At 67.8% G+C, this 11,877-nt stretch carries 9 protein-coding genes; all 9 read left to right on the forward strand.

The features are described from left to right. The first annotated feature begins 6 nt into the window (after window positions 1–6). The 9 genes from ACFYY6_RS17340 (at window position 7) to ACFYY6_RS17380 (ending at window position 11,381) form a co-directional block, all read left to right on the forward strand. A complete protein-coding gene (locus ACFYY6_RS17340) occupies window positions 7–504 on the forward strand; it encodes a phage tail tube protein (RefSeq protein ID WP_389193886.1) in 498 nt (165 codons plus the stop codon). Continuing rightward, window positions 504–1,007, forward strand: a complete 504-nt coding sequence (locus ACFYY6_RS17345; protein ID WP_389193889.1) for a hypothetical protein — start codon at window positions 504–506, stop codon at window positions 1,005–1,007. Before ACFYY6_RS17340 ends, ACFYY6_RS17345 begins: the two co-directional genes overlap by 1 nt. Window positions 1,008–1,209: 202 nt before the next feature. Further along, window positions 1,210–4,554 (forward strand): phage tail tape measure protein, encoded by a 3,345-nt coding sequence (locus ACFYY6_RS17350; RefSeq protein ID WP_389193893.1) that lies wholly within the window; start codon window positions 1,210–1,212, stop codon window positions 4,552–4,554. 12 nt (window positions 4,555–4,566) lie between these two features. Next, window positions 4,567–7,818 (forward strand): carbohydrate binding domain-containing protein, encoded by a 3,252-nt coding sequence (locus ACFYY6_RS17355; RefSeq protein ID WP_389193896.1) that lies wholly within the window; start codon window positions 4,567–4,569, stop codon window positions 7,816–7,818. An 11-nt stretch (window positions 7,819–7,829) separates the two neighbouring features. After that, window positions 7,830–8,162 carry a hypothetical protein gene (locus tag ACFYY6_RS17360; RefSeq protein ID WP_389193899.1) on the forward strand — a complete coding sequence of 111 codons (333 nt, stop codon included), beginning with the start codon at window positions 7,830–7,832 and terminating at the stop codon, window positions 8,160–8,162. Window positions 8,163–8,225: 63 nt separating this feature from the next. After that, window positions 8,226–9,182, forward strand: coding sequence for an N-acetylmuramoyl-L-alanine amidase (locus ACFYY6_RS17365; RefSeq protein ID WP_389193902.1), 957 nt, complete (start codon window positions 8,226–8,228; stop codon window positions 9,180–9,182). Window positions 9,183–9,238: 56 nt separating this feature from the next. Next, window positions 9,239–9,547: a hypothetical protein gene (locus ACFYY6_RS17370; protein WP_389193905.1), complete on the forward strand. Its 309-nt coding sequence runs from the start codon at window positions 9,239–9,241 to the stop codon at window positions 9,545–9,547. A 51-nt stretch (window positions 9,548–9,598) separates the two neighbouring features. Continuing rightward, entirely contained in the window at window positions 9,599–9,931 is a 333-nt protein-coding gene (locus ACFYY6_RS17375) for a hypothetical protein (protein ID WP_389193907.1), read from the forward strand. 979 nt (window positions 9,932–10,910) lie between these two features. Next, window positions 10,911–11,381 (forward strand): hypothetical protein, encoded by a 471-nt coding sequence (locus ACFYY6_RS17380; RefSeq protein WP_389193909.1) that lies wholly within the window; start codon window positions 10,911–10,913, stop codon window positions 11,379–11,381. Window positions 11,382–11,877: the final 496 nt, after the last annotated feature.

Consider the following 11,877-nt stretch of genomic DNA (forward strand, 5'->3'; position numbering starts at 1 on the left):
CCGATCATGAGTACCCCTGTCGATCCGGCAGTGACCGCGCTCGCCCGCCGCTGGCGCGTCGAGGTCAACACCGGCACCGCCGAGACACCGACGTGGAGCCTCTGCCCCGGCATCACCGCCCTGACCCCGGCCGCCGAGCCCAACATCGAGGACAGCAGCGACTACGACTCCGACGGTTGGGCCGGGAACACCAAGACCGGCCAGTCGTGGGAACTCGGCATGACGATCAACCGGAAGATCAACGACCAGGCCAAGACGTACAACGCCGTACACGAAGCGCTCAGGCTCGCCAGCTTCGCGTACGGATCGGCGTCCCTGGTCCACGTCCGCTACTTCGACCGCAACGGCCTGCCCGAGGCGTACGAGGGGTACGCCATCGTGACGTGGGCCCCGTCCGGCGGCGAGTACACCGCCCTGGACCAGGTCGAGGTCACGCTCACCGGTGACGGCCCGCTCCTCCCGATCGAGAACCCGAACGCGACGCCCCCGGCGGGTGGTTCCTGATGGGGTTCGGGGCGCTCGACGACTACCTCGACGACTACCTCGAACTCCCGGTCACCGGCCGGGACGGGGTGGAGCGCGTCTACCGGGTCGAGGATCCGCCGGCCGAGGACGGCATCCGGATCGAGCGCATTACGACCCTGGCCGCGCGCCTGGTCGCGGGCGGCTCCGGGGTCGACACGCAGCAGCTCAACGACGAGCAGGAACTCGACCTCTACCGCATGTGTCTCGGCGACGCGTACGACCAGCTGCGCGCCGATCTGTCGTGGGGCCGTTTCAAGCACGTGGCGCTCACGGCCATGATGTGGATCACCGCCGACCGTGAGACCGCCGAGAGCTACTGGGCGACGGGCAACGTCCCGGGAAAAGCGAATCGGGCGGCGAGGCGGTCGGCGTCGCGCGCCTCCTCGGCAAAGGGTGCGGCGAGTACGACCCGGAAACCGGCCTCTACGAGTGGTACGAGGGCGGTCTCGCCGCGCAGCCGCAAGGCGCAGCCCCAGTCCTGACGTGGGATGCGCTGCTTGAGCAATGGGCGCTGATCGAAGCCGACTTGCACCAGGTGTACGGCATCGACGCCGACTCCGGGATTCTCCGCGTCCGGTCGTGGCGGTGGCTGCGTGCCCGTATTACCGGCCTTCTCTCCACTGAATGCCGCGTCTACCGGCACTTCGCACCACCGCCCGACACCGGGCAGAAGGGGGGCCGGTGATGGCGCTGACGATCGGCGAGTTGACCGGCTACATCACGATCGATGACCGTGCGGTCCGGCCCGCACTGAACCGGGCCGAAGGAGAGATGCGGACAGCCGGTCGCCGGATCACGACCGTGGCCGGGCGGGCTGGTACGGCGGCCGGGCAGGCTCTCGGCGGCGCCACCGCCGATGGCGCGGCTGATGGGCTAGGCGAAGTCGAGACCGCGGCCCGGTCGGCTGGCCGTCAGGCGGGCGACGCGCTCGCCACCGGGGTACAGGCCGGGCTCGGCGAGGTCGAGACCGCGGCCCGCACGTCCGGACGTCGAGCCGGTGAGGATCTGGCCGACGGTGTGCGGTCCGGCGTGAGGGGTATGGACGGCGATGCCCGTGCGGCCGGGCGCCGCGCGGGCGCTGCTGTGGGTGATGGGCTGGCTGATGGTGGGGAGGCCGGGGCCGGCCGTCTCCGCCAGGTCGCCGAGAACGCGTTCGGCAAGGTCAAGCTGGCCGCGGCGGCGGCCGGGATCGCGGCTGGCGCGGTCCTGATGCAGGGGATCGGAACGGCGCTCGAACAGGGCAAGATCACGGGCCGTCTTCAGGCGCAGCTCGGCGCGACTCCAGCCGTGGCGCAGCGGTACGGCAAGATCGCCGGGCGGATGTACGCGGACGCCGTCACGGAGGATTTCCAGGGCGCTACGGACGCGATCAGCGCGACGATGCGCGCGGGACTGCTGCCGACCGGTGCGACGAATGCTCAGATTCGTGAGATATCGACGAACGTCACGGATCTCGCGAGCACTTTTGAGCTGGATTTGGGGCAGACCGCGAATGCGGTCGGCCAGGTAATGAAGACCGGCCTGGCCAAGAATGCGAAAACCGCTCTTGACGTAATCACTAAGGGCCTTCAGAAGATGGGCCCGAGGGCCGATGATATCGCGGACACTTTCAACGAGTACTCCGTGATCTTTCAGCGTCTCGGCCTGAACGTGAAGACCGCGACGGGCCTCATGTCGCAGGGCCTCAAAGCGGGCGCGCGTGATACTGACGTGGTCGCGGACGCATTGAAGGAATTCACCATCGAGGCAGTTGCCGGATCCGACAAGATCGTCGGGGGATTCCGGGCTGTCGGCCTGGATGCCAACAAGATGGTGAAGATGATTTCAGAGGGTGGACCGCAGGCCACTAAGGCCCTGCAAATGACCCTCGACGCACTGCGCGAAATGGAAGACCCCGTACAGCGTGACGCTGCCGCTGTCGAACTTTTCGGCACCAAGAGCGAAGACATGCAAAAGGCCCTGCTGGCCCTGGACCCGAAAAGCGCGGTCGACGCCCTCGGGGAAGTCGGCGGCGCGGCCAACGGGATGGGCGATGCGCTGCGCGACAACGCAGGCGCCCGTGTCGAGGCGTTCAAGCGCGGGTTGCAGCAGAACGTCGTTGACTTCCTGGGCACCAAGGTCATTCCGGCACTGACCGGGCTGAAATACTATGTGACGAAGCACCTGAAAAACCTTTGGGAGGAAGCCGGAAAGGGAACGGACTCGAAGGTTAATCAGGCCGCTAAATTCGTGGAACTGCTGACCCAAAGGATCGGCGAAAAGCTGCGGGAGCTTGGCCCGAAAATGATCGAATGGCTTCAGCGGGCGGGACAGAAAGTCGGCGAATACATCACCGAAAACCCCGACAAGGTTCTAAAAGTCTCGGCAATCGCGGCAGCGATCATAGCCGGACTCATCACCCTTCCGGGTCTGATCGCCGGGGCGCTCGTAACATCGGCGGCCATCATCACCACGAATTTCACGCAGGAACTCATCGCCAAGACCAATGAAAAACTCGCCGAGTGGTGGCTGTCTTTTGGCACATGGATTTCACAAAAGGCAGCCTCGGCGGGCGGGGTGATGTCCTCTCTCGGGTCGGCGATAGGTGGCTGGTTCTCTGGCCTGTGGAACACCTACATATCCGGTCCGGTATCCCGCACGTGGAACGACTTCATCACCACAGTGCAGGGGCTCCCGGGCCGGGCCGCCGCTGCCCTGTCGGGGCTGGGTTCCCGCCTGGCGACGTCGGCCCGCGAGGGATGGTCGCGGTTCCAGGCTGCTGCGGCTGCTCGTGTGGCGGACGCGGTGGCGTGGGTGCGCGGCATCCCGAGCCGGATCTCCGCGGCGGTCGGGAACCTCGGGTCGCTGCTGTACGGCAAGGGTCAGGATGTCGTGCGTGGCCTGTGGCAGGGAATTCAGGGCATGGGCGGATGGCTCAAGGGCCAGGTCATGAGCTTTGCCCGGTCCGCGATACCGGGGCCGATCGCGAAAGCCTTGGGCATTCACTCGCCGTCGAAGGTGACGGCTGCGCAAGGACGGTGGATCGCGCGCGGTCTGATCGACGGTCTGACCGGGTCGGAAAAGCAGGTACGTGCCGCCTCGGCAAAGGTCGCTGATGCGGTGGCGGATGGCCTACGTCCGGGCAAGAAGCGGTCGCGTGCACTGGGGAAGATCAGCAGCGGAAGTAAGCGGCTGGTGCAGCTGGCCCGGCGGGAAGAGAAAATCGCTTCCCAGCTCAAGACCGCTCAGAAGAAGCTCGCGGACCAGATCGCCGCCCGCGACAAGCTGGTGGCCGACACGCGTAAGGGTGTACTTGACGCCGGGAACATCACGTCGATGGACGGGCCTACTACGGCGGACACGATCATCAACACCCTGGCCGCCAGGGTTGATCAGGCGCAGCGTTTCGCGCAGCAGCTCGCTGCGCTGAAGAAGAAGGGCGTGCGCTCGGACCTGATTGCGCAGATCGCGCAGGCCGGGGTCGACCAGGGCGCGGCGTCGGCTGCGGTCCTCGCGAACGCGTCGACGCAGCAGATCAAGCAGATCAACAGTCAGCAAGCGGCGCTCGTCAAGGCCGCGGACGCTGCCGGGAAGACGGCCGGGGACGCCATGTACGGCAGCGGCATTCAGGCCGCGCAGGGGCTCGTGAAGGGGCTCCAGTCCCAGCAAAAGGCGATCGAGAAGCAGATGCTGACGATCGCGAAGGGGATGCAGACGGCCATCAAGAAGGCGTTGGGCATCCATTCACCGTCGCGGGTGATGGCTGGGATCGGCCAGTACATCCCGCAGGGGCTCGTGCAGGGCATCGATGGCGGGCGCGGCGCGGTCGACGCGTCGATGTCCGCGCTCGTGGACCCGTCCGCCGTGCCGATCCCGTCGGGGTCGATGGCGGTGCCCGGGGCCGGGGCTGGTGGTTCGGCCGGCCCGACGGTGATTGAGATCCGGTCGTCCGGGGCGCGGCGCGATGACGCACTGCTTGAGGAGCTGCGGCACGCAATCCGCGTGCGGGGCGGCGACGTTCAGCTCGTACTCGCGGGCAAGAAGAAGTAAGGAGGTGGCCCCGTGGCGTTCCCAGAATCGCCGCTTGGTCTGCGGGCCGAACTGCTGCTCGGCGGCACGTGGACGGACATCACGAAGGACGTGTACACCAGGGAGCCGATCAGCATCACGCACGGCACGGCGAGCGAGGGGGCGCAGCCCGATCCTGCGTCCTGCTCGCTCCTCCTCAACAACGAGGGCGGCCGGTACAGCCCGCGTAACCCGCTCAGCCCGTTCTACGGGCTGCTGGGACGCAACACCCCGGTCCGGATCACGGTGCCGGGGCCCGAGTCGTACCTCGAACTGGACGGCACGCCGGGCGCGTACGCCCGCACCCCGGCCGCCGCTCCGCTCGACATCACGGGGGACCTCGACATCCGGGTCGAGGCCACCACGGATTGGCTGGCGCCCGGTGACCGGCAGCTCATCGGCAAGTGGGTCTCGGCGCCGGGCGCACGCTCGTACCGCATGGCGGTCACTGATCAGGTGCTCTACCTGTGGTGGTCGGTGACCGGGTCGGACAGCTACTACATCAGGGGCGCTCTGCCCGCTCTCCCGCCACGTGCCGCTGTACGCGGAACCATCGCCTACAGCGGGAACACGCTGACCGCCTCCCTATCTTGGGCCGCCTCGATCGAGGGCCCCTGGACCGTCCTGGAGTCTGCGTCGACAACGGAGTACGGCACAGCCATCGCGGTCTCGGTATCTCCGCTGGAGATCGCATCGCCGTCCGTGCTCAACTCTGCTGGCATCGCCGGGCGGGTTCACCGCGCCGAGGTGCGCAGCGGCATCGACGGCCCCCTCGTGGCCGCCCCCGATTTCCGGAACCTCGCCCCAGGCACCACCGCATCCACGGATGCGGCCGGCTGCGCGTGGACGCTGGGCCCCGCCGCTTCGGTCGCCGATCGGGAGGGCCTGTTCGCGGGCGAGGTGTCGGAGTGGCCGCCTCGGTGGTCGCCAGGTGGGCACGATGCGTGGGTGCCAGTGCAGGCCGCGGGCATTCTGCGGCGTCTCGGCCAGGGACGCCGCCCACTGCAATCCACGCTGCGGCGGAGGATTCCCAGCAGCCCGGGGCTGCTGGCGTACTGGCCGATGGAGGACGGCGCGGGCGCAACACAGCTCTACTCGCCGCTGGACGGTGTCCCGCCGCTGAAGGTCGCGGGCCTGGAGCTGGCGTCGGATTCGTCGCTCGGAGGGTCGGCGCCGCTGCCGACGCTGGGGGCGGTGGCCTCCCTGACCGCGACGGTCCCCCGGACCAGCGTGCAGGGCTGGCAGGTCGAAATGGCCTACCGCCTGCCGGAGATGCCCAGCATCCAGACCGAAATCCTCCGTGTCACAGTGGGCGGGTCGGCGATCCGCACCGTGCATGCTTTCGCGAGCACCGCAGGCATCCGGATCGAGGCGCGGGACGTCAACGGCGACACCATGGCGTTTGCGACGCTGACCGTCTCCGCCGCCATCGCCGACTTCTCAGGCATCTGGAACCGGTTGGTCGTCTACGTCGGGGACGCGGGGGGCGGGCAGACGTGGGTGATGTGTGCCTGGCGGAACATCTCAACTGGCGTCTGGTGGTACGTCTACACCACCGTCACAGGCGCGATGGGGCAGGCCGCAGCCGTGACCGGCACGTGGGGCAGCGGTACGCAGGGCATGGCCATCGGCCATCTGAGCGTGTACACCACCCCCAGCACCGCCGACCGGCAGCCGGGCACCAACACCGCCGCCGGTGCGGACCGTGGCTACGCCCGCGAGTCGACACTCGACCGGCTCCGCAGGCTCGCCGCAGAGGAGCCCACTTTGCGGCTGGTCACGTGGACCGGTGATACGACAGTCGGGTCTGAGGCCATGGGGCCGCAGGGACAAGACGAGCTGATGGACCTGATCGCCGAGTGCGCCGAGTCTGACGACGGAGTCCTGTACGAGCGCATGGACCGTCTCGGGCTCGTGTACCGGGACCGAGCCACCCTCTACAACCAGACCCCGGCCCTCGTCCTGGACTACGCGTCCGGGGATGTGGCCCCGCCGCTGGAGCCGGTCGACGACGACGCCGCCGTGCGCAACGACGTAACAGTGAGCAGGGAGGGCGGGTCGTCCGGGCGCGCGGTCGTCGAGGACGGGCCCCTGTCCGTCCGCCCGCCCGAAGAGGGCGGAGTCGGGGTGTACGAGGAAGCGATGACGTTGTCGCTCGGCAGCGACGACCAGGCGCAGCCCATCGCCGCATGGCGGGCGCACCTGGGCACGTGGGATGAGGCCCGGTACCCAACGGTCCGGCTGCTGCTGCATCGCCGCCCCGGCCTGATCCCGGCCGTGCTCGGACTGCGGCCGGGCGACCTCGTACGGATCGTGAATCCCCCGCACTTCACCGGTCCGGGCCCGCTCGATCTCCTGGTACGGCAGATCCAGCACCAGCCGCGCCCCCGCGCGTGGGAGGTGACGCTCGCTTGTACCCCGGCCGGTCCGTACCGGATCGGGGTGGTGGGCGACCCCGTGCTCGGGCGTGCGGACACGGACGGGTCGAGTCTGGTCTCGGCAGTAACCGCGACCTCGACGACGCTGTCTGTCGCAACGCCGACCGGCCCTGTGTGGGTGACGGCCGCGCCGAACGTCATCCTGGATCCTCAATTCGAGGCTGGTGTCGGAGCATGGGAGTGCACCCGCGGCCCCGCCGCCGGATCCGTCACCCGCGAACAGACGATCGTGCACTCCGGCACGGGCGCGGCCCGGGTGATGATGCTGGGATCGGGTGACACCGGTTCGCTGAACGTCGTAGACGGCACCCTGACCCCGGCGAGCCCCGGGCAGACGTGGACCGCGTCCGCCTGGGTCTACAACGGCACCAGCGCGACCGCGCCCGCGATGCGGGTGGGCATCGTCTCCCGCGACGACACCGGGGCCGAAACGGTGCAGTACGGGGCCGCGCCCGGCGCCGCACGGGGATCCTGGACTCAGCGCACCGTTACCGCGACCACCCCGGCCGGGACCGTCGGCGTCCGGCTGATGGTCGAGGGCCGCGCCGGTTTCTGGACGGCCGCCGGGGACTGGTGGGTAATGGACGACGTCCGACTCGCCCGCACCGACACACACACCGGCCCGGACATGCCTGACGAGTTCCCGTTCGAGGTGCAGCTCGGCGGCGAAGCCGTCACCGTGCACGGCATCAGCGGCGCCGCGTCACCGCAGACGTTCCATGTCGACCGCGCCGTGAACGGCATCACAAAGGGGCATGCGGCCGGGACGGATGTCCGTCTCGCCGTTCCCACCATTGTCGCTCTGTAGGAGGTGCACCCATGGCCGTTCCGGCCACCCTGTGGCAGCCCGGCATGCGCATCACCGCCGGGCGCCTCAACGCGAAGGACTACCAAGCAGGAATCGTCAGCGTCAGTTTCACGAACCTGTCGTCGTACACACAGCCGGTGACCTTCCCGACGCCCTTCCCGGTCGCCCCAATCATGAACGCGGAGATCGCAGCGGGGGCAGGCTCAACCGGTCGTTTCGAGGCCCGGCCGATCAACGTGAGCGCAACCGGATGGACCCTCTTCATCCTGCTCACGGACACGGCGGAAGGGCCGGATACCTGGGCCAACATCCCAGTGCACTGGGTAGCCCGGATGCCGGCCTGACCCCTCCCCCTTCGTACGCCCCGCGCCGCTCGGCCGGGGCCCTTTTCATGTCTGGAGACACCCATGGCAACCCCCCTGTCCGCTACCGCCGTCCTCACCGCGCTGCGTGCCGAGGGCGTCCGCGTCGTCGAGGTCGGCAACTGGCGGACCCACAACCGCAATTCCAAGGGGGCGTGGGGCCCCGTCAACGGGTCGATCGTGCACCACACGGTCACCAGGGGCACCGCGTCCACCGTGGCCATGTGCCGGACCGGGTACGCCTCTCTACCGGGCCCGTTGTGCCACGGAGTGATCGCGAAGGACGGCCGGGTCCACGTGGTCGGCTGGGGCCGCACCAACCACGCTGGGGGCGGCGACGCGCGCGTCCTGGACCAGGTGGTTGCCGAGTCGTACGGCAGCCGGCCGACCCCGCCCACGAAGGGCAACGCGAACGGGGCCGACGGCAACGCGCGGTTCTACGGGTGGGAGTGCGAGAACCTCGGTGACGGCAAGGACCCGTGGCCGGCCGCGCAGTACGACGCGATCGTCCGCGTCCAGGCCGCCATATGCCGGGCACACGGCTGGTCGGCCAAGTCCGTCATCGGGCACCTGGAATGGTCGTCGGACAAGGTCGACCCCCGCGGCTTCACCATGCAGCAGCTGCGCGCCGACGTGGGCGATCGCCTGAAGCACCCGGCGAACTGGTCGCCAGGCCAGTCCGCGCCGACGGCCCCGGCGAAGCCGACCCCTGCCCGCCCGGTCGTCGACCTCTCGCTGCTGACCGCCGCGGCCCGCCGTGACCCGGTGAGGTCCGGCACGCCGGTCTCGTACACGGGCGCGCGAGTCGTCGAAGCCGCCCTGGCGGCCGAGGGGCTGCTCGCGAAGAAGTACGTGGACGGCCACTTTGGCAGCGCCACCGTGACCGCGTACGCGGCGTGGCAGCGACGCCTCGGCTACACCGGCCGGGACGCCGACGGCATACCCGGCATAACGACGCTCAAGCGGCTCGGCAAGGTACACGGATTCGACGTCGTCGCCTGACTCTCTGCCCGGCCGCCCGCTTGCGGCCGGGCGCCCATCCTTGAAAGGGGGCCGACATGCCCGGTCTGTTCGTCTCGTTCATGCGCACTGGCGTGCCGCTCGTCGCCGGGTGGCTGCTCACCCTCGCCGTGCGCGCCGGCGTCGAAATCGACTCGGTCACTGCCACGGGTGCCGTGACGGTCGGGCTCACGCTCGCCTATTACCTCGTGTTCCGGCTGCTCGAACTGCTCGGCGAGCGCGCGAGGGGGGGCACCTTTCTGCAGGGCCTCGCGGGCGTGCTGCTCGGGTGGGCGCGGCCGCCGCAGTACCCGACGGTCCCCGGGCTCGCGCCGGTCGATTCGGGCCCGTACGCCGGGAACGGGTGATCGTGGCGTTACGCCCGCGGTTACACCCCCCACTGCACCATCGGAGGACGCGTGGACGCTGCGACGCTCGGCGCCGTCGGAACCATCGTCGTCGGGCTCGCAGCTGCGGCCGGGGCGATCGTCGGAAAGCGCGGAGAGAACCGCGTCTCACAGTCCGGCGCCGTTCTCGGCGGCTACTCCAGCCTCGTCGACAATCTGCAAGAAGAACGCGACAAGCTGGCAGAGAAGCTGGCAGAGAACGAACGGCTCCTTTCGGCGGCCTACGCCGACCTCGCCGGAGAGCGCGCGGACAAGGCCGCGCTGCACACCCAGATCGCGGAACTCACCGCCGAGAACAGTCGGCTGCACACGCGCATCATCGAACTGGGAGGGAACCCCCTGTGATGCACCGCCGACCTGACGTCCTCGCCCGCCGGTGGCGGGGATTCGCGCTCACTGCCGTGCTCCTCGTGCTGTCCGGGGCTGTAGTCCTGGTGTGGCTGCGAATAGACCACGCGGATCAGCGGGCGTCCGACCTCGCGGCCGAGGCGGACCGCCGCGGCGACGCTGTATCGACGCTGACGACTGACGTGCGGAGGCTCCGCTCGCAGATCCAGGCGAAGGGCGGCACCCCGGCCGCGCCGGATCCCGAGCAGGCCGTGGACGATCTGCCCGCCCGTGCTGAAGTGCCCGTACCGATCCCCGGCCCGCCTAGACCGAAGGGCGCGACCGGAGGCCGCGGCCCCGTCGGTCCGGCTTCTTCTCCGGTACCGGGCCTGGCTGGTGCGGCAGGGCAGGCCGGGGCCGACTCCACCGTTCCGAGGCCGACCGGTCCTGCGGGCCCGCCTGGTCCAGCAGGAAAGGACGGCACGAACGGGAAGAATGGCGCGGCCGGGCGAGACGGCCGGGATGGGCAGACGTGCCGGGACGGCTACTCACTCCAGCCGCCTCCGGACGACCCTGACGCACTGGTGTGCCGCCGTGATGGCGCCAGCGCCCCCGTTACCCCGCCTCAGTAGCCCTCTCTTCGGGAGCGCACACTCACAGCAACTGCGATGCACCGGAGATCCGAACGACTCACAACTGTAAACGGCAAACGCCCAATTGCACTCACTCCAAGACGCGGGGCGGTCGCCTGAAACCAGCCAAACTATGAATGAACCGATTCCTTGAACTCGAATTCAAATTTGAAAGGAATCAGCGATTCCGCAGATGCAAAGTAGGGCAAATGCGACACAAAGGCGCGCCACCTACACGCGAAATCAACCCCTTAACCCGAAAATCCACATTGACACATCAAAAACAAGCCAAAAAAACACGCACCCCACAGCCCGACGAATGCGAGCCTTGATAGCATCTGCCACCACCGAAATCGAGGAGCATCATGAGAAAATCCCTTTGGGCATCCGGGGCGGCTCTCACCGCCACAGCTCTATCCCTTTCCCTTTCCACGGCCAGCGCCGCCCCAATCCCCGAGGCCAAGGCGTGTGCAAGCACCCAGGCGATCCAGTCCGTGCAAGCGCAGAGCAAGGCCAGCGTAAAGAAGGCAATTCGAGACGTATTCGAGAAAAGCCTTGAAACCCAGGCGATCAACGTAGCCACTTGCGAGTCCAATCTCAACCCAAAGGCCTTCAAAAAGACGCGATACACCTCCTACTACGGGCTATTCCAACTCAGCATTGGCGACTGGAAGAAATGGAGCAAGAAGGGGGAAGATAAGTACAACGCAAAGGACAACGCAAAAGTCGCCCATCGAATAGTAAAGAACGAGAAGCACAAGCTCAAGTTCAGAACTTGGGGTGCGTGCGCCTATTGGCCCAAAAAGATTATTTGCGACCCCATACTTTGCCCCTGACTCGATCGGGGCCGGGGGCCGGGTCTGAATTCAGATTCGGCCCCAAGCGGCCCCAAACAGCATTACACATGGGTTCGCACGTATCGAACGGTGGCACCGCCTGCCATTTTCGGGCGAAGTGAAGATCTTCATCTCGTCGTTCAGGGTAGAGTGTCGTCCAACCCGATAAACCTCTCTCTATTTGCTGGCTGAGGAGTTGACATGCCTGAGCGACCAACCATGCCGCAGTACCACGGCTTCCCTGTTGCTGGAGGCCTGGACCCAGCTTGCCCGTGTCAGCGCGAGCGATGCGGCGGCATTGCGGGACCGAACATGCTTGACGAATGCCCGCTGCATGCCCGAGCCCTAAACCCTGTTCGTGCGTGGGTTCCCGTTTCTCAGTGCTGCCCGGATCTCGGCTAGCTACTGAACTTGATTGAGTGATGTCGGGCTATCGGCCTGACAGTTGAGCGCCAGGTCCGGTAGTTCTGGTTGGGTGAGATACGCGCAGGGCGGC

The organism is Streptomyces sp. NPDC001750, assembly GCF_042892615.1.
In the GTDB taxonomy this organism is placed as follows: Bacteria; Actinomycetota; Actinomycetes; order Streptomycetales; family Streptomycetaceae; genus Streptomyces.

Bases quoted from the DNA above. Each gene is read 5' to 3' on its own strand.
- ACFYY6_RS17380 (WP_389193909.1), top strand. From the start codon at position 10,911: ATGAGAAAATCCCTTTGGGCATCCGGGGCGGCTCTCACCGCCACAGCT.
- ACFYY6_RS17360 (WP_389193899.1), top strand. From the start codon at position 7,830: ATGGCCGTTCCGGCCACCCTGTGGCAGCCCGGCATGCGCATCACCGCC.
- ACFYY6_RS17345 (WP_389193889.1), top strand. From the start codon at position 504: ATGGGGTTCGGGGCGCTCGACGACTACCTCGACGACTACCTCGAACTC.
- ACFYY6_RS17365 (WP_389193902.1), top strand. From the start codon at position 8,226: ATGGCAACCCCCCTGTCCGCTACCGCCGTCCTCACCGCGCTGCGTGCC.
- ACFYY6_RS17370 (WP_389193905.1), top strand. From the start codon at position 9,239: ATGCCCGGTCTGTTCGTCTCGTTCATGCGCACTGGCGTGCCGCTCGTC.
- ACFYY6_RS17340 (WP_389193886.1), top strand. From the start codon at position 7: ATGAGTACCCCTGTCGATCCGGCAGTGACCGCGCTCGCCCGCCGCTGG.
- ACFYY6_RS17350 (WP_389193893.1), top strand. From the start codon at position 1,210: ATGGCGCTGACGATCGGCGAGTTGACCGGCTACATCACGATCGATGAC.